This window comes from Pedobacter frigidisoli (assembly GCF_032678525.1).
GTDB classification, from domain to species: Bacteria; Bacteroidota; Bacteroidia; order Sphingobacteriales; family Sphingobacteriaceae; genus Pedobacter; species Pedobacter frigidisoli_A.
Window position 1 is genome coordinate 350,605 of the sequence record NZ_JAVTSE010000004.1, and the last position, 19,690, is coordinate 370,294.

A 19,690-nucleotide genomic window follows, 5' to 3' on the forward strand; every position below is an offset into this window, starting at 1 on the left:
AAAAGCCGGAGCATAACCCCGGCTTTGTTTGTTAAAATGAATAGGCCAATGATCCCCAGAAAGTACGTTGAAGTAAAGTTCTGCCAATCATCAGTTGACCAGGAGTTACAGTCGAGAAGTTTCTGAACTGATCTCCGCGTACGTCACCCTCGGTCAGCACTTTTGCATTTAACAAGTTGTCTGCCCAAAATCTTAATGCTATTTTTTTAGTGAAGTTGTAACCTGCTCCGGCTTTCATCACTATATAAGCCGGTAATTCATAACTGTCGCTTGGAGAAGTATAACGACTACCCACATAATTAGCAGCAACGTATAAATTGAAGTTTTTATATTCATAATTAGCGCCTAGTTCAGTATTCAGAACTGGTACCCTTTCGGTTCTGTTACCAGTAAAGCTATAAATGCGGTTGCCGAATTCTGCGGCAACGGCAGCGTTTCCGGCGGTGTTGGCTTCGTAATCTGTATACTTTGAGTCTTGTAGGGTACCAGTAAGCCTTAAACTTAACGGCTTGGCAATTTTGTATGAAACCTCGTATTCAGCACTCCAGGTACGGGTTGAGCCGAATGCAACCAAAGCTTGCAGACCCGCTGCTGTTGTAGGGACATTGATGGTTAATGAGGTATTTTTAATAGCTGAATAACTGCCTGATGCAAAAATAGCCAGGTTGTTCTTCGCGTATTTAAAACCGATTTCACCTAAGTATACGGGACGCTTTTTGATGTTGGCAGCATTGTAGGCCGAAGCATTATAGTCGCCAATGTTAGGTGCGTTGTAAGCTTTTGTCGCACGGGCAAAAACACTTGAAGTATTACTGATCTTATAGTTTGCACCAACTGAAGCTGCCCAATTGGTTAAAGTTTCATCATAAGCTGTGTAACCCAGAATATTCGGCGTGGCGGAGGCTGTGATGTTTACCGTACCATTTGCATTTAACGCATAATAAGGTCTGTCGCCTTTCACATTCTGGTTGTCGATGCGTGCACCGATATCCAAACGGAATTTCTCTGAAATTTTGATCTCATCACCTGCATACAAGGAAAGTGTCCGGGTATCACCAATGAAAGTGTTTTTAGTCTGAATAGTTCTTTCTAAGGCGGTAGGTGACTGCAGAATAATGCTTGGATGTTCTTTAAATTCTGTATAGGAACGAAAAGCATAACGTTGATCGTCACGGTTATACTGATGTATTCCGGCACCTATATTTAAACTATGGTTTCTGATGGTTTTTCTCAAATCAAGGTAATCAACTACCTGAACATCCTTATTGATCTGTCCTTGTGCATTAGAGGTAATCACATAGTCTCCCGCAACAAAAGGCGCTACTGCACCACCCGGATAATAATAGGGGGTAGCCGCTGTTCTGGCTGCAATTCCTGCGGCCGCAGTGTAAGTAGAATTGGTATGCGTGTTCTGATAACGGAAGTTGTTTACAATTTGCCATCCGCCATCGGTGGTGTAGTTGAACTGAAATCCAGCTGAACCTAATTTGGTATGTATACCATCAGTTAAACTGAAATTATGGGCACCTGTTACCGGATCGTTATAACTCCATTCGGTTTGAACGGGAACGATTGATTGCGTGGCCATATTGTAATCGCGGTAGGTTGTTGGTTTGCCCGTTCCATCGTATGGATAATAGCTGGTTAATAAAAACTGAACCTTGTCATTTAAATATTTGCCATACACACGGAAGAAACCTTTATTATTCTTAAAATTAAAAGTCATGTTGCCTTTAATCTGCCCGCCCTGGTTTGCCGGATTGAAGCCCTGGTCAACCACACCATTATCGGTACGGTAAAATCCTCCTATATTATACTTGATATTACTGTTAATCTTTCCTCCGGTATTACCGTCAAAACGATATAAACCCTGTGAGAAACCAGTAGTAAATTTGAACTGACCATATTGCTTGTCGGCGCCCACATAACTGATGTTGTTTACCACAGCGCCAGGTGTGTTAGCCTGAACAATTGATGCATTTCCCCCTCTTATTGCTTCAATATTCTGAATGGTTAAATCGGTTTTGTAATATTGATCGACCGATGGGTTAGTATTAAAGCCGGTAGGCAATAGGGGTAAACCATCCTCCTGAATACCCAGGAAGATGTATCCGCCTTGCTGCGGAAATCCACGCACCCAAACGTTACCCGGACCGTCGCCACCTGTACTTTCAACTGTTAAGCCTGGTATGGCTTTCAATAAATCCGTACTGTTTAACGGAGCCCTGTTAGTGATGTCTTTGTTGCTTACCGAAGTTAAGGCCACACTGCTTTCCAGTTTTTTCTTCGGATTACCCCCGGTAACCATTACACTTTCCAGCTGAAGATTATCTTCAGATAAGCTAATATTCAGGTTTTCATCAGCATTACCTGGCGAAAGGGTAATTTCTTTGGAAATAAAGCCCACAAACCTCACTACCAAAACACGGCTGTCGACAGTTAAGCCTTTGAGGGAAAAGTTACCGTTCGCATCAGTGGTTGTACCAATGGTTTTGCCTTTTACGGTAACAGATACTCCCGGAATAGCCTCACCTTTACTGTCGGTTACCTTACCGGTTACAATACCTTCAAAAGCCTTCAAAAGTTCCAGATTGTTATTTGCAGGAATAGAATAGAGCAGAATCTGGTCCTTTACTATCCTATATCCTACATCATAACGTTTTAGCGAATTCTCAAGAAAGTATTTAAGTTTTTGATTAACGACGTTAATCGATATTTTTCTATCTGAGTTGATTAGTTGCGGACTATAAACAAACTTCACGTTTGCCAGTAATTCCGTTTTTTCTATAATTGATTTAATATCGGTTTGATCAGCCTTGATCGATATGGATTTATTCAAAAATTCCTGAGCGTCGACATTTTTAGCAAATGCGCCAAAGGTAAAAATTACTATTGCAAGTATTTGGTAAATCGAAACTTTCATTGCATATATCGCCAGTGAAATAAGTTGATTTTTTTTCATAAATTTGGTTATTGTTCATTAAATGATTGGATTTATTGGACATAGGAATACCATGAATACATTTCAATGTATTTAACTCGCCGGCAATGCCCCACATTGTCGGCTTTGTTTTTAGAAAAGTAATATGGAAAGTGCAGCCGCGGCTATGGACTGTGGTAGTATTTTTCTCTCTTCATAATTTTTATATATTTTGGTTAGTTTACTTAGAAACCAATATCGTGGTTCCTTGTATGGTGTATTTGCTGGAGAGTGTGCCACAAATGAGATCAAGCTGCTCATAAAGTCCTTTTTTACTTAAATCTCCTGTGAAAGTATATTCTAAAATCTGCTCATTATCAGATTTTATCTCAATTCCATAAGCTTCCGATAAGGTTTTGAAAATCTTTTCTATTCTTTCTTCCCTGAAATTATAGCTTAAACTCGACGGTATGTGATAAGCCTCTGCCAATGGAATTGGCTTACTTACCAATGTTTTATTAAGTTTATGACTAGTGAAAACACCTTTTTGATTCGGAGTAAGCAATATCGGGGTAGCCAGCTTTTCATCAGTGTTAAATAACGAGCTGTTTTTATTTTCGGCGACCTGAACTTTTCCTGTGCGCACTGCAACCTGGGCAGGTAGTACATTTGTAGATGATTTAACCCAAAAGCTGGTGCCTAAAACCCGTACCACAAGATTTTGATTATACACATAAAAAGGCCGCTTTGCATTTTTGCTTACCGTAAAGAAAGCAGCACCTTTAAGGTAAACCATTCTCTTCTTTGCAGCAAAAACTTTAGGATATAGAATATTGGCTTTTGGTTTTAACATCACTGTACTGTTGTCACTTAACGACAGTGTGATCAGACTATCAGTTTCATTTGTTTTACTGATCAGTTCCAAGTCCCCATTATCGCTTATAAAGGATTGCTCGCTGGCATTGTAGTTGAGTAAGTATAAACCTCCGAGTAAAAATGCTATGATAACTGAAGCGGCAATGGCAAACTTCGGCCACATTTCTCTGATTTTGAATTTGTTCTCAGCTACTGGCTTTGTTTGATTGATTTTCAACCAGATCTGATCCTGCATTTCTTCCAGTTCACTTGAAGAAAGATCGGTGATGTTTTTATGATTTAAATTATGATACCACTTATCAACCCAAAGCATTTCTGCTTCAGTGCAACGCCCGGTTTGGTAACGGGATAACAAATCGTTGAGTAACTGTTGATTCATAAAGAAAATATTTGGCTCTATACATACAAGTAACGCAAGCAGGCCGAATCCCTAAACAGAAGTAGCTAAAAATTTAAAAATATTTTTAAGTCGTTGATATTCAACTACAAAAAGATGTAAAAATTCTTAATGTATTCTTTAATTCTCTTGATTGAACGGGTAATGTGGTACTCAACCGCTTTTTCAGAGATGTTGAGTTCGGCAGAGATGTCTTTGGTGGAATGGTGTTGATAGCGGCTTAGCCTGAATACTTCCTGTGTTTTTTCCGGCAATGAATTAATGCTTTTTTCGATAATGGATGTCAGGTCATGCAAGTCGACCAGGTTGCTGGTCTCTTCATGATGCTCAGAATAGGTCAAAGTCTGGTACTCCATGTACTTATTCGCGCTTACCAGGCTTCTGATGTGATTAAGCACGCTCAGCTTTAATGCGCCGAACAGCCAGGCACTGAGGTTATTGATTTCCAGCTCAGCGTGTTTCTCCCAAAGCGAAATAAAAATGTTCTGAACGAGTTCCTCTGCAACTACCTTATCACCAGTTTTCCTGTATGCCGTAATCAGTAATGCTTTTGAAAAAGAGAAATAAATTTGTTCGTACGCCAGCTTATCGCCTCGCTTAAGACGCTCCACTAAATCTATTGACTTTTCAGGCGCTAGAGGAGTCATTTATTTATTTGGTTATCAGGGTGACTGATTGTAAAAGTAATAAAATATTTTATTCTCAACCGTTCCCGGGTCAAAATACCCAACACCGCAGGTGTTTAACGGCTGAGGTTGAAAAAATATAGTTAAAGCTACGTACTTAGCTTAAATATTTTATAGCCCTTTTCTCTCAAATTTTTACCTTTGCGAAATCTATAAACATTATGCAAGAAAAAATTATTGTTTTGGGTTCCAACGGACAAATTGGTACCGAGTTGGTGACTACACTACGCAAGATATATGGTGAAGATCATGTTGTGGCCTGCGACATCCGCAGACCAGATTACGACATCAAAAATTCTGCGCCATTCGAGTTTGTGAACGTGCTTGACAAGGAAATGATTAATGGCATTTTCAAAAAGTACAAACCCACTCAGGTTTATCTGTTGGCCGCATTGTTATCTGCAACAGGAGAGCAAAATCCTAAACTGGCATGGGACCTGAATATGAACGGTCTTTTGAACGTTTTGGATTTAGCACTGGAATATAAGGTAGCCAAAGTGTATTGGCCAAGCTCAATCGCCGTTTTCGGACCTAATTCTCCAAAAGATAATACCTCACAATATTGTGTGATGGATCCAAATACTGTTTATGGCATCAGTAAGCTTGCCGGCGAACGCTGGTGTGAGTATTATAACCAAAAGTACGGACTGGACGTTCGGAGCATTCGGTATCCGGGATTAATCAGCTGGAAAGCGGCACCTGGTGGGGGAACAACAGATTATGCTATCCATATTTTTCACGAAGCATTGAAAAAAGGCAGTTACCAAAGCTTTCTTAGTGCGGGAACTGAACTTCCTATGATGTATATGGATGATGCCATCCGTGGTACGATCGAGTTGATGGATGCTCCGGCAGATCAGATTTCTGTACGTAGCAGCTATAACTTTGCAGGGGTAAGCTTTACTCCGGAAGTGCTGGCGGCAGAAATTAGAAAACATATTCCCGATTTTAAGTTAACTTACGCCGATAATGATCCCCGTCAGCAAATTGCAAACAGCTGGCCAAGATCAATTGATGATCAGTTCGCCGCGAAAGACTGGGGGTGGAAACCAGAATTCGATTTATCGAAAATGACAATTGACATGTTAAATAATTTGAAAAAGAGCTAAATGATCAGGGTAATAAATAGTTGATAATAAAGAGATAATAAATAAATTAAGTTGAAAGTATGCTCAAGGCTACCAGTCTTGATACTTGATACTAAATAGTTGATACTAACAATGGGAAGAGCATTCGAATTTAGAAAAGAGAGAAAATTTAAGCGTTGGGCCAAAATGGCTGTTCAGTTTACGCGTATTGGAAAAGATATTGTAATGGCCGTTAAGGAATCGGGACCTCATCCTGAAACGAACTCGCGCCTGCGTACGGCTATGCAAAACGCTAAAGCAGTAAACATGCCAAAAGATAGGGTAGAGGCTGCGATCAAGCGTGCCTCTGATAAATCTATGGCCAATTATGAAGAGATTGTTTACGAAGGTTACGCACCTCATGGTGTTGCGGTACTTATCGAAACAGCTACAGATAATACCAATCGTACGGTGGCTAACGTGCGTAGCTATTTCAACAAAACTGATGGCTCACTGGGTAAAACCGGTTCATTAGACTTTGTTTTCAATCGTAAGTCTATTTTTCGTTTCGTACCTGCAGAAGGACTGGATCTGGAAGAACTGGAGTTTGAATTGATCGATGCAGGTTTGGAAGAACTCTATGTAGAGGCCGATGAAGAAGGAAATGATGTTGCTGTTGCACAAGGTGCTTTCGAAAATTTCGGATCTCTGCAAAAAGCCCTGGAAGAAAAAGGTATTGAACTGAAAAGCTCAAAATTGGAGCGCATCGCTTTGTCACATCACGAGGTTACTGAAGAGCAGGCAGCTGATGTAATGAAGCTGATTGATAAACTGGAAGAGGATGATGACGTTCAGGCGGTGTATCATAATATGGCCGAATAAATCAAAATAAAAACCCGCAGCTTTCACAAGCTGCGGGTTTTTTTCTTACTTTTTGTGGCTAAATAACCAGGGCAATAATCCCGGCTCTGCAAAGGCACTATCCCAGCTGTTGTGATTTGCATTCGGATAAAGCGTAAACTTGACTTCCTGTCCAACCATCTTCAAACGTTCTGAAATGGCAATAGAATAAGCCGGATCTACAACATCATCTTTCGCTCCGTGAAAAATCCATAAGGGCACCGTTTCATACTTTTTAATGTTATTGGTATTATCACCCCCGCAAATGGCAAACGCTGCGGCGAAGGTTCGCCGTTGCCTCCTTAATAATTCATAAGTGCCCATTCCACCCATGGATAACCCTCCAACATAAACCTGTTGTTTGTTTACAAAAGGCTTCTTTAAAAAGTCTTTTACCATTCCCTGTAAGGCATGCATGGCCTTTGTTGGTTTACCTCCCTCAACAAAGCTGAAATTTCTTTTGGCTTTGTCATTAGTGGTAATGTTTACATTGGCCCAGTAATCATTTGCTGCACACTGGGGGAAAACCACGATGGCCGGGAAGGTCTTCCTGACATCAGCAGTCAAAAAAAGTTTAGCCCCATGCGTTAACTGTTTCTCGTTGTCACTGCCACTCTCTCCACGACCATGAAGTACAAATAACACCGGATATTTTTGTTTTGGGTCGAACTGCTCGGGGAAAAGGATTCTATAGTAAATGGAATCTGTCCCCTTCACATAGCTTCCCCTATCATATTTCTTAAAATCCTGAGCGTTAAGAGCGTTTGCTGTAATCAGCAGGCAGATGGCCAGAAAAATCTTTTTCATACAACAAAAATAGAAAACCCTGACTATTTTACAATAGCACAGGGTTCCATAACACTAACCTAACAATTTGTGAATTGATTATTTTAAAGCAAATGCCGCTTCTTTAACATCTCTTGAATTGGTACCAATAAACACCTGGAAATCTCCAGGCTCGGCAACAAATTTTAAATCTGAATTATAAAATTTGAGGTCATTTTCTGAAATATTGAAAGTAATGGTCTTGCTTTCGCCAGCCTTCAGGCTTACTTTCTGAAAACCTTTTAATTCTTTTACCGGGCGGGTTATGCTGCCAACCAAATCGCGGAGATATAATTGTACAACTTCTTTACCATCGTATTTTCCACTGTTGGTCAACGTAACCGAAGCCGTAAGTGATTTACCTTTGGTTAAGGTATTTGAGCTCAGTTTAACATCGCTGTAGGTAAATGTAGTGTAGCTTAAACCGAAACCGAAAGGATACAACGGATCATTGCTTACATCTAAATAATTGGAGCGGAACTTTTCAAACCATTTGCCCTCTGCCAGGGGACGGCCGGTATTCTTGTGTGCGTAGTATAATGGCACCTGACCAACGTTTTGGGGGAAGGTTGCACTCAGTTTACCTGAAGGATTTACCTTTCCAAAAAGCACGTCGGCAATGGAATTCCCAGCTTCGCTTCCAGGGAACCATACATTTAAAATGGCTGGTATGTTTTCCGACTCCCACTTCAATGCCAGCGGACGCCCGGTGAACAATACCAATACAATCGGTTTTCCGGTTTTAGCCAAAGCCTTTAGCAGGTTTTTTTGCGTTTCAGGAATCTGTATGTCAGTTACACTGCTGCTTTCGCCTGTAAATTCTGAGCCTTCACCTAAAGTAGTTACGATGACATCCGATTTCTCTGCTACTTTTAAGGCTTCTTTGATCAGCTCTTCCTCCGACCTTGAATCGCGTTTGTAAGTAGGATTGTGAACGTTAACATAGCGATGCTCTAATGCTGAATCTGCCAGGAAATTTGAACCACGGGCGGTTAATATCTTAACATCACTGCCAACTGCATTCTTTAATCCCTGTAACACTGTTACCGATTTGTCGAACAAAGCTGCAACACTCCAGGTACCGTACATATTAGCAGTATTGTCGGCCAAGGGGCCGATTAATCCAATTGTTCCGCTTTTTTTTAGGGGAAGAAGGTTGTTATTATTTTTAAGTAATACAAAGCTTTCTGCCGAAATCTCTCTGGCTATCTGACGGTTTTCTGTATTAAATACCTCTTTTTCAGCACGTTGGGCATCACAGAATTTATAGGGGTCTGTAAATAAACCTAATTTGTATTTTGCCTGAAGCACAAGGCGACATGCCCTGTTGATCTCATTTATTGATACTTTCTTCTCTGCCAATGATTTTTTTAGCGTACCTAAGAAGCCTTCGCCCACCATATCCATATCGATGCCTGCATTCATGGCGAGGGCAGAGACGGTCTGTAAATCGCCCATACCGTGTGCGATCATTTCAGGAATACCTGTGTAGTCTGTTACCACGAAGCCTTTAAAGCCCCATTGGTTGCGCAAAACTTCTGTCATTAACCATTTACTGCCTGTCGCCGGAATTCCGTCTACCTCGTTAAAGGAGGCCATAATGCTCGCTGCACCTGCATCAACAGCAGCTTTATAAGGCGGGAAATACTCATTATACATGCGTACTTTGCTCATGTCTGTGGTATTGTAATCCCTGCCAGCTTCGGCGGCTCCATACAAAGCATAGTGTTTAACACAGGCCAGGATCTCGTTGTTGGCCTGTAATTTTCCCTGATAACCTTTAACCATAGCCGCTGCAATCTGCGATCCCAGGTACGGATCCTCACCATTTCCTTCTGAAATTCGTCCCCAGCGCTGATCACGCGAAATATCTACCATTGGAGAGAAGGTCCAGTTGATACCGCTGGCACTCGCTTCAATAGCAGCCACCCTTGCTGATTTCTGAACTGCTGCCATATCCCAGGTACAGCTCATTCCCAACGGAATTGGAAATACAGTATTGTAGCCGTGGATGACATCCATTCCAAATAACAAGGGGATTTTCATCCGGCTTTCTTCTATCGCCACCTTCTGTACGGCTCTGATTTTTTCAACACCCTTAATGTTGAACAAGCCACCTACCTGACCATCCTTTATCTTCTTGCCAATATCGCTGCTGTTTGCCTGTCCGGTAGTAATATCTCCCGAACTTGGTAAATTCAGCTGCCCGATTTTTTCATCAACCGTCATTTTCGACATGAGGTTATCGATAAACGTATTCATTTTTGCATCTGCCGCAGATACAGGTTTTTTGGTTTGTGCTGAAACATTCAACACCAGGGTTGTTAATAAAACAACAAGGATTCTCGCTCTGTTCATTATATATGTGTGTTTAATTCATTTAAAATTTATTCAACTTTTTTAACTGCGGTTCTGGCCGATACCCCATTCTCATTTATTGATTCAATAGAGAAATAATAAGCTTTCTGACTGTCCATTGCTTTAAACCAGTGTTCATTGAAGTCGTGGATCATGATGCAGTTATAAAGCTTATCGGGAGCCGTTCCGTAATAAAGATTATAGGCGAAAGCATTATCAACTGGCTGCCATTTAATATAAGCACTGCGCTTATCTTTTTCAGTCCTCAGTACAATCAGGTCTTTTACTTCGGCAGGCTTTTCGCCATTGCCATTACCGAAAATCCGTAAACCACTAATAGCAAACTTTCCGGTAGGGATATGGATATTCACCATTTTGATAAATCTGGTTTTAACGGGTCTTTCAAGTTCGATATAATCGTGAGGTACATCAGTTTTGTTTTTACTTTTATCAACCAGTGTAGTCCACTTTTTGCCGTCTGGGGATGACAATAATTTATACTGATGATAAATTCCCGTCTGTTTTCCGATAAATTCAGCGTCCTGATCGGCATAATTAATCTGTATGGCATTTACAGTAGCGAGGCTTCCTAAGTCAGTTTGGATCCATTCGCCACTATTTGAAGTTTTTGCACTCCAGTAGGTTTTAATGCTTTCATCAACGGCGTTGTTGGCGTGAAAACTACCGAGGGTGGAAGAAACGGTTACTGGCTTTTTATAGTTAATCAGCATCCATCCCGGACCTGCAGGGCCGCCTTCCTTACGTTCCGAAGGGAGGTATAGCGGGTAATCGCCGAAAGCAGTATTGGTCCACATCACATCATCCTTATCGAAACCTGTTGGCCAGATGCCCATTCTTCGTTCCCAGGTGTTTTTTACACAGATAATGCTGGTCGAAATGTGCCAGTAGTTATTGCTGTTATCTATGAAGGTTGCACCGTGGCCGGCGCCCCGCGAGAAACCGCCACCTTTGTAGCTGAGCGGGTCAGACTGAGGAATAGCCTCCGACCCATCAAACAAAGGTTTGGTGCCTACCACTACGCCATCCGAATAGCCACTAAACTCTGTTCCTGGTGCCCCATACTGGAAATAGTATTTGCCGTTGTGCTTGGTCATCCATGCCCCTTCAGCAAATGCATCCAGAAAGGTATTGTCCATATGCTCTCCAAACCTTTGCCAGCCATATCGCCAGCCCTGTAACAGGTACATAGGGGTCCGCGTGCCAATGGGTTTAAATGTTTTACGATCCAGTTCTATTCCATACATCGGATATACATTGCTGCTGCCGTTGTACATGTAAAACCTCCCGTCATCATCTGTGAAGAATGCCGGATCCCAGCCCCCTATTTCTAATGAATCTACCAGGGGAAACCATTTGTTTCCTAATGGATCAGTGCTTCCCCATAAGGTAAAGTCCTTCGTATACGTACTTCCGAAAACAACTACAGTATCACCGATAATTCCCACTCCAGGTGCACAAAGCTCATCTTTCGTTTTGTTCCAGGGACGGAGAAATTTACGCTCAATAAACTTCCAGTTCAGCATATCCGAACTGTGCCAGTAACCCCATTGATTGGTACTGAACAGCAAAAACTCTCCTTTGTAGTTTACGATTACCGGATCAGCAGTTGCCCGGTGTTTACCCCATTCCGTAAACGACTCAAAAGGCGTATAACCATAATTAACATTGATGGGATTACAGTACGTCTTTTGTTTCTGCGCATGAAGCGCCAGAAAAGAAGTTAAAATGAAGAGGATAAGTATGATTTTTCTCATATCAAAAACTTTATGCCGTCGCTGCGGGAATGGAAAGTATCATTTAAGATGATCTCCATGCCTCACATCAGGTTGATTATTTTATCTCCGGACTTTTAAAACCTAACTTGCTAAGCCCTTTTTGTACATCTTTATTACTCATAAACAGTTTCCACAGCAAGCCGGAACGGTAGTTTTCAATCATCACCACCATCGGACCCTGATCAATGCCTAAATACCTCTTCGGATACCAGTTATCCGTTTCTGAAAAAGCGTCATAAAATCCATATTTACCCCAAACCTTTTCTCCCAGGTTTTCATATAAGTATCTGATCACTTTCATAGATTCTTTTGGTGTATATGGAATTGAAGAGATTGCTGCGGTAGGGGATATCACGCCGAAGTCTTCCTGCGGATTGTGTGCCGCGTATCCTTTAACCGAATAACTTGCAGTTAACCCCCAGCTGTTCTCACTATAGCCTTTAAAGCCTTTTGGGTTGGCAACACAATAATCGTGAATGGCCAGTGTGTGATTTACATTGTTTTCCCAATAGTTTGCATACTGATCTTTTAAGCCTTTTGGATTTAAACCGAGATAAGAATAATGTGCCCAGAACAATGGTCCTACAGATTTTTTCTGACCTTGGTAGTCGAGTGTGAAAGGATGGCCGTACACTTCGAAGCTGGTTTTTATTTCTCCTTTACGGGCCCAACCTTCATGGTAAACTGACACAGGTACAGTGTGTGTAGGAGAAGAAGCAGCCAGCACGTACATAATCAAACATTCGTTATAGCCTTTTACGGGAAAATTCATTTCCCATTGGTACTCAGGCGACCAGTGCCAGAAAAGGACATTTTGCCCGCCGTTGCGGTACCAGTTGAAATCGATGCCTTTCCACAATTCATCTGCTTTTTTTGCCAACGCTTTTTCCGCGGCTGATCCATGTTGATAGTAGGCGTTGATGCAGATTAACGACTGGGCAATGAACGATGTTTCTACCAGATCACCACCATTATCCTTTTTGCCAAAGGGCCGCACTTTTCCGGTTTCACCATATAGCCAGTGTGGCCAGGCACCATGAAAACGATCTGCTTTCTCCAGAAAATTAAGGATTTTGTTCAGGCGCTTCAAGCCATCCGCCCTAGATACGTAGCCCCTGTCGATACCACTCAGAATGGCCATTAAACCAAATCCTGTAGCGCCGGTAGCAACCGTGCTTTTGTCATTTTCAGGATAAATATTGTCAACGTGAAAACGCTCCCGGCCTGCACCTGAAACAGGCTCTGCTCCATCCCAGAAATATTGAAAGGTTTGTTTTTGTACCAGATTCAGCAATTGCTCATCGGTTAAATTCTTTTTAATGTTTAAATCCGGATGATAAGGTTTCTTAGCCTGCTGCGCAAAAGAGGAGAAGGATAATATGAGTGGTATAAAAATTAGTAGTTTTCGGAATGTAGCTTTCATATCGGGAATAGATTTAAAGGTTAGGGCTGGTAAAACCTAAGTTTTTCATAGTGGCTTTTACTTCTGGTGCACTCATGAACAGGTTCCAGATCAATTTCGTTCTGTAATTTTCGATCATCACTACTATAGGCCCCTGATCAATAGCCAGCGTTGATGATGCAAACCAGGCGTCTTTCAGGGTGAAGGCATCGTAGAATCCGTAATCTCCCCACATTTTATTTCCTAACTTGTAATAAAAATATCTTAGAGCCTGCATCGATTCGGCAGGTGTGTAGGCTATTGAGCTAATGGCTGCCGTGGGGGCTATTGTTCCAACATCATTGGTCGTTGAACTAGCCGTATAGCCATTTTGAATGTCGCTGGCGGTCAATCCCCAGCAGTTCTCGCCATAGCCATAGTTACCAGCCGGGTTGGCCTTACAGTAGTTGTAATTAATCAGTGTATGCGCTTTAGTCTGTGTCTCGTAATTGGCGTAAGCATCACTTAATCCGATGGGGTTAATACCCATAAAAGAGTATTGGGAGAAAAATAACGGTCCTCCGCCAGCAGTTCCGAGGGGAAGCTGAACACCATAGTAAGTATTGCCATTTTTCATTGCTCCATTCTTTGCCCAGCCAGTATCATAAACTGTTTTCGGAATAGCATAAGTAGAGGATGCAGCGGCCAGCACATACGTGATCAAACACTCATTCCAACCCGTGATGGGCAGGTTCATATCCCAGTTGTAGGTAGGGCTCCAGTGCCAGTATAATGTATCACTGTTATTTTTTCTGTACCAGTTCCATTCTACTCCATTATAAATGATATTGATATCGCTCCTTAATGTGGTTTCGTCTGCATCTGTACCATTGAAATATTGCCTGGCAGTGAGTAAGCCTGCCATGAGGTAAGAAGTTTCTATTAGATCGCCTCCATTGTCTTTTGTGCTGAAAGGAATAACTTTGCCTGTACTTCCGTCCAGCCAGTGGGGATAAGCACCGTGGAAACGGTCGGCGGTTTTTAGAAATGATACCATCTTCCGGATACGGGCAAGACCTTCAGCACGGCTAATAAAATTGCGGCTGATGCCAGTGATTAAAGCCATCACTCCGAATCCCGATCCGCCAGTAGTTACAGTATTGCCTGATGAATTCCTTTCTCTGGCCAGTCTACTAACAGGATGCCCAAACTCCCAGAAATATTTAAAGGTTTGCTTTTGAACCAGGGTTAAAAGATCGTCATCACTGATCCGGGAAAACTTATCGGTATCATCCGGAGCAGTAGTGAGATTAACCACTACGCTGCTTTGTAGTTTATTTCCTGTTTTGGAAAGTAGTCCAGGATTCACTGTTAATGTATATTTTGTAATCGGTTGTAGCGCGGATGTGGTAACTACAACAGTATTATCGTTGTTCTCTAATGTTGAAGTGTAAGATATGGCGTTGCCGGCCTGATCTTTTAATGTGATGTTTCCACCAATTGATGAGCTGTTAATTGAAGATAGAAAGGTGAATTTCACTACAGGTAAAGTATTCAGGCCGTAGTAGGAGAGGCCGTTGTAATTACCATTTACCGTTAGTGAGGAGAAAGTATAAGTCGATGGTATTATTGCCGGATTAGTAGCATCAGCCGTTTCGCTTTTTTTACAGGATAAAAAGCTGAACAGGAATAAGCAGGAAATTATCCAGTATTTTGTCATGAGGAGATATTAAAATAAAGGCCGCCACCATGGGCAGCCCTTATTTTCATTTATGTTGTTTTAGTAACCTGGGTTTTGCGTTAATAAACCGCCACTGATATCGATTTCTGTTTGTGGGATTGGCCAAACTTCATTCTTATTAGCCTTCCATCCTTTAGGTCCGAAAACAGCTGTTCCACGTCCCTGACGGATCACATCGAAATAACGATCATACTCCATGGCCAATTCTACCTGGCGCTCTTTCCAGATCGCATTACGTAGTGTAGTTTGATCGGTAGAAGTAACTTTAGGAAGAATTGCTGCATTACCCTGGCGTGCTCTTGCTCTAACGATTTCAAGTGAACTAATAGCCTGAGCACTGTTTCCTAATTCGTTGGCAGCTTCAGCATTCATCAATAAGATATCCGAATAACGCAATACCCTGAAGTTTTGCTGACAACCCTCATTGAAACCACTTACATACATGCTGAAAGGAACATATGATTTTTGGTTGTACATTGGGTTATCACCAGTTGCTGCTATCACATCACCTTGTGGGGTAGTTTCACCTCTGAAAATTATTGTCGCATCCCTGCGGGGATCTCCTGTTTCGAAAGCCGCTGCTAATGCTGCCGTAGGTACATTAAAGCCCCATCCGCCACCAGTGACGCCGCGTACACCCTGAACCTGAGAATATTGTGAGTTAGAAGCAGCTGCATTTCCAGGAATTAAAGCTGCCTGAATTTCAAACACTGATTCAACGCCATTTTCAGCTGCAACACGGAAAACATTATCATAAACAGGAAGCAACGAATAACCTAAGGTCATTACGGAATTCGTGTAAGAAAGTACATCGCTCCATTTCTTTTGATACATGGCAACTTTAGCGTGAAGGCCTAATGCCGCACCTTTTGTGGCTCTTCCCAAATCTGTAGCCAGATAGCTTTGAGGCAGAACTGCAGCTGCATCATTTAAATCTGACTCGATTAAAGCATAAACCTGTGCTTTTGGAGATTTCGCAATATTGTATTCACTTGCATCGGCAGCAACAGTTGTTCTTAATGGAATGTCTCCAAAAGCTCTCACTAATCTAAAATAAGATAATGCACGAATAAACTTGGCCTCTGCTAAATACCTGCTTTTAAGCGCTGCATCCATCGAAATTTTTGGAACATTGGTCAACACCTGATTAGCAAGAAAGATATTTTGATATTGTGCATTCCAGAAGCCGGATAATTGCCCGTCAGCCGGATTTACACTAAAGGTATCGTAGTCATTGAAATATGTTGCATCGGTAGGGCTACTTCCTTTTTCTGCCTCATCGGCACCCATGCTTTCCACAGCTATAGCCGGGAAAGCGGTATTACCCCAAGCCCTTAAATTTGCATAAATTGAATTTACTCCTTTAGCTGCGTCATTCTGATCTACCCAAAAGGTGCCGGATGCTTGTTCTGCCTGAGTTGGAACGTCTAAAAAGCTTTTTTTACAGCCAGGCGTAATAGTTACTAAGCCTAAAAGGCCTATTCCTAAAACAGCATTTTTATATATTATATTTTTCATTGTTTTAGTTTTAGAAAGTTACGTTAATACCAAAGTTGTATGTAGCAAATAATGGATACACATTAGCGTCGATACCAGCATTCAGTGATGATGGACTATTTTGAGTTGTCGAAGCTACAATCTCCGGGCTAAATCCTTTATATCCGAAAATGTTAAGTGCATTCTGCGCATTGGCGTAAAAACGAACTTTTTGCATTTTTAATTTTTCAGTGATTGCTTTTGGCAAGGTATAACCCAATTGAGCATTACGAATTCTAAAATATGAACCACTTTCTACAAAGAATGAATTTGGCGCAGAGTTAGCTGATCCGCCCACGTTTGCTGATGGATAGGTATTTGATGTCCCAGCACCATGCCATCTGTTATCATAAAAATCTTTTGTGAAGTTCTCATTTCCGTAACGGAATGCAATGTTGGCATTATAAACCTCAACACCTGCTACACCCTGGAAATCCAAAGCAAGGTCGAAATTTTTGTATTCAAAACTAGTGTTGAAACCATAGGTGAATCTGGGGTTAGGATTTCCCAGAACAACCTTATCATTTGCATTGATAATGCCATCTCCATTAACATCCTGATATTTAAAGCCGCCCGGAGCAGCGTTCGACTGCGTTGGTGATGATGCAATTTCTGCTGCAGTCTGGAAAATTCCAACTACCTGATAGCCGTAAAATTGTCCCACTGGTTGACCTGCAACTGTTCTTGTTGCCAGATACCCGTTGGTAATACCAGTACTTCCTGCGTAAATTGGATTTGCACCTGAAACTACATTGGTAACCTTATTGGCATTATATGCCACGTTTCCACTAAGCGAGTATCCGAAGCCACCCTCCGAACGGTCTCTCCATGTTGCCGAAAATTCAAAGCCTTTGTTCTCCAGATCCGCCTGATTTCCTAAGATTTGAGGATCTTTTGAACCTAAACTACCCAAAATTGGTAAATTGAATATCGATTGTGAAGTTTTTCGTAGATAGTAGTCGGCTTCTATTGACAACCTGCTTTTAAGTAATGAGGCCTCGAAACCAATGTTTGTACCCACTCCACGTTCCCAGGAAATTGTAGGTGGAACATAAGAGAAAACGTTTGCACCCGTATAAGTTAAATCATTACCGAAAACTGCAGTAAGATCTGGTGTTTGAGTGATGTTTAACTGAGTTGGATTTCTTGGAACTGCTGCGTTTCCAATCTTGCCCCAGCTACCACGGATTTTTAGTGAGTTAAAGATCTTTTGGTCTTTCATAAAACCTTCCTCCGTTACTACCCAGCCTAAACCTACAGATGGAAAATAACCCCAGGTATCAGATCCAAAAAACTGAGAGGCCCCGTCTGCACGAACTGATGCATTCAAAAGGTATTTGTTTTTGAAACTGTAGTTTGCTCTGGTAAAATATGATGCAAACTTATAAAGTGAGCCTCCATCAACAATTGTTCTGCTGGCTAAGTCACCTAGTGTTAAATATAAGTCTGCCTCAGTGTTGAACGGAACATTTTGAGCTGTACCTGTTAAGTTGTAACTTTTGTTCTGTTGTGCAGATTGTCCAACTAATACTGTCAGGTTATGATCCTTTGCGATCGTATTATTATAAGTCAGGGTATTTTCAATTAACCAGTTTCTGGTTTCTGTTCTTCCCAAGGTTAAAGTACTTATGTTACTTTGTTGAGCCAGGGTAGCATAGTATTTTGGCACATATGCTCTTGTCTCAATTTGTCCGAATTCTCCACCCAAACTTGTCTTGAATGTGAAATGCTTTGCAAATTTTAATTCAGCATATACATTTCCTGTAACTCTGTTGTTTTTTGATTGTGAATTAAAAAAATCTAAAGTTGCCTGTGGATTGAAGTTAGCACCATCACCTAAATTCTGACTTTTAGGATCGCCATAGCTACCGTCTGCATTGAATACCGGTACTGTTGGAGAAGCTGCAAATAATTGATGATAAATACTCGATGGGTTGTCTTTAGTGTTTCCCATCACTCCTGTAACAGTATAGCCAACTTTCAATGGTTTGAAAATTTGGATATCATTTGACAAGCGGGCTGTGTATCTTTTATAATTATTGGTTTTAATAATACCATCCTGATTCAGATAACCGAGCGATAAATTGTAATTAGATTTTTCTGAACCGCCCATTATCGAAACCTGATGGTTGGTCACAAGTGCGTTTCTCAAAGCCTGATCGTACCAGTTTGTTCCTTCCCCAAGGTTGGTATTACTGAATAATGCAGCATTGCCATTTGATGTATACAACTCATTTATAATGGTTGCATATTCTGATGCATTTGCCATTTCAACCTGATTGGTCACTTTTTGGAAACCAACATAGCCATCATAATTAATAGTAGTCGGAGTATTGGTACGCCCTTTTTTAGTCGTTACCAGAACAACTCCGTTCGCGGCACGAATACCGAAAATTGACTGTGCTGAGGCATCTTTCAAAATACTGATATTTTCAATGTCGCCGGGATTTAAAAAGTTGATATCGTCATACCAAACACCGTCAACTACGTATAAAGGGTTTGCAGAACCATAAATAGTTCCCTGGCCTCTGATTTTGATTTGAGGGGAACTTCCCGGACTACCTGCGTTTGTAATTGTTACCCCAGCTACTTTTCCCTGCAATGCACTCACAGGATTTGTCGACGCCTGTTTCGAAATCTCTTCTCCTTTTACACTCGCCACCGATCCTGTTACATCAATCTTTCTTTGCGTGCCGTAACCCACCACTACAACCTGCTCGAGTTGTTGCGTGCTGGAAAGTAATGCTACATTAATAGAGGTGCGGTTAGCTACTGCCTGCTCTTGTGCAGTATAACCAACGAAGTTAAATACCAGTGTTGCTGTTGATGGTACACTGATTGAATAGTTTCCATCGGCATCTGTTTGCGTGCCTCCTTGTGCGCCTTTAATTGTAATGGTTACGCCTGGCAAAGATGACTTGTCGCCTCCGTCAGTTACCTTACCTTTTACGGTAATGTTTTGCGCAATTGCTACGTTAATGGTTAGCAAGCAAAGTGCAGCGAGAACAGAAATTCTTGTAAAGATTCTTTTCATGCTATTATTATAATTTAGTTTAATTGTTATGTTAAAGTTGAGGTTGTTTTTCTGCTTGTGCAAGTGCCAAGACCTATACATTATTACATCAAATGTTAAATTGTTGTTTTGTGTAAGAGGATACCGAACGCGATTTTGGCCTAAAAACGCACTTTTTGATGCAAGAGAATGTT

Annotated in this window: 12 protein-coding genes; 2 read left to right on the forward strand and 10 right to left on the reverse strand. The window is 41.4% G+C overall.

From position 1 onward, the window contains the following. Positions 1-31: 31 nt before the first annotated feature. From R2Q80_RS13435 to R2Q80_RS13445, 3 genes are all read right to left on the reverse strand, one after another. Complete coding sequence (locus R2Q80_RS13435) at positions 32-2,962, reverse strand: TonB-dependent receptor (RefSeq protein ID WP_316800079.1); 2,931 nt, start codon at positions 2,960-2,962, stop codon at positions 32-34. A gap of 199 nt (positions 2,963-3,161) precedes the next feature. After that, positions 3,162-4,175 (reverse strand): FecR family protein, encoded by a 1,014-nt coding sequence (locus R2Q80_RS13440; protein WP_316800080.1) that lies wholly within the window; start codon positions 4,173-4,175, stop codon positions 3,162-3,164. 104 nt (positions 4,176-4,279) lie between these two features. Then, the gene (locus tag R2Q80_RS13445; RefSeq protein WP_316800081.1) at positions 4,280-4,840 is read right to left on the reverse strand and encodes a sigma-70 family RNA polymerase sigma factor; all 561 of its coding nucleotides are present in this window, start codon (positions 4,838-4,840) and stop codon (positions 4,280-4,282) included. A gap of 200 nt (positions 4,841-5,040) precedes the next feature. Here R2Q80_RS13445 and R2Q80_RS13450 point away from each other — a divergent pair, with 200 nt between their 5' ends. Continuing rightward, positions 5,041-5,988: an NAD-dependent epimerase/dehydratase family protein gene (locus R2Q80_RS13450; RefSeq protein ID WP_316800082.1), complete on the forward strand. Its 948-nt coding sequence runs from the start codon at positions 5,041-5,043 to the stop codon at positions 5,986-5,988. Between the two features lie 111 nt (positions 5,989-6,099). Next, positions 6,100-6,828, forward strand: coding sequence for a YebC/PmpR family DNA-binding transcriptional regulator (locus R2Q80_RS13455; RefSeq protein ID WP_316800083.1), 729 nt, complete (start codon positions 6,100-6,102; stop codon positions 6,826-6,828). Between the two features lie 45 nt (positions 6,829-6,873). Here R2Q80_RS13455 and R2Q80_RS13460 read toward each other — a convergent pair whose 3' ends face one another. From R2Q80_RS13460 to R2Q80_RS13490, 7 genes are all read right to left on the reverse strand, one after another. Continuing rightward, on the reverse strand, positions 6,874-7,653 hold the full coding sequence (locus R2Q80_RS13460) for a prolyl oligopeptidase family serine peptidase (RefSeq protein ID WP_316800084.1): 780 nt from the start codon (positions 7,651-7,653) through the stop codon (positions 6,874-6,876). Positions 7,654-7,731: 78 nt separating this feature from the next. After that, the gene (bglX, locus tag R2Q80_RS13465) at positions 7,732-10,029 is read right to left on the reverse strand and encodes a beta-glucosidase BglX (RefSeq protein WP_316800085.1); all 2,298 of its coding nucleotides are present in this window, start codon (positions 10,027-10,029) and stop codon (positions 7,732-7,734) included. A gap of 29 nt (positions 10,030-10,058) precedes the next feature. After that, entirely contained in the window at positions 10,059-11,804 is a 1,746-nt protein-coding gene (locus R2Q80_RS13470; RefSeq protein ID WP_316800086.1) for a discoidin domain-containing protein, read from the reverse strand. Between the two features lie 76 nt (positions 11,805-11,880). Beyond that, a complete protein-coding gene (locus tag R2Q80_RS13475; protein WP_316800087.1) occupies positions 11,881-13,248 on the reverse strand; it encodes a glucoamylase family protein in 1,368 nt (455 codons plus the stop codon). 13 nt (positions 13,249-13,261) lie between these two features. Beyond that, positions 13,262-14,926: a glucoamylase family protein gene (locus R2Q80_RS13480; protein ID WP_316800088.1), complete on the reverse strand. Its 1,665-nt coding sequence runs from the start codon at positions 14,924-14,926 to the stop codon at positions 13,262-13,264. Positions 14,927-14,986: 60 nt separating this feature from the next. Beyond that, positions 14,987-16,465, reverse strand: a complete 1,479-nt coding sequence (locus R2Q80_RS13485; RefSeq protein ID WP_316800089.1) for a RagB/SusD family nutrient uptake outer membrane protein — start codon at positions 16,463-16,465, stop codon at positions 14,987-14,989. A 10-nt stretch (positions 16,466-16,475) separates the two neighbouring features. Beyond that, complete coding sequence (locus R2Q80_RS13490; protein WP_047798559.1) at positions 16,476-19,517, reverse strand: SusC/RagA family TonB-linked outer membrane protein; 3,042 nt, start codon at positions 19,515-19,517, stop codon at positions 16,476-16,478. Positions 19,518-19,690: the final 173 nt, after the last annotated feature.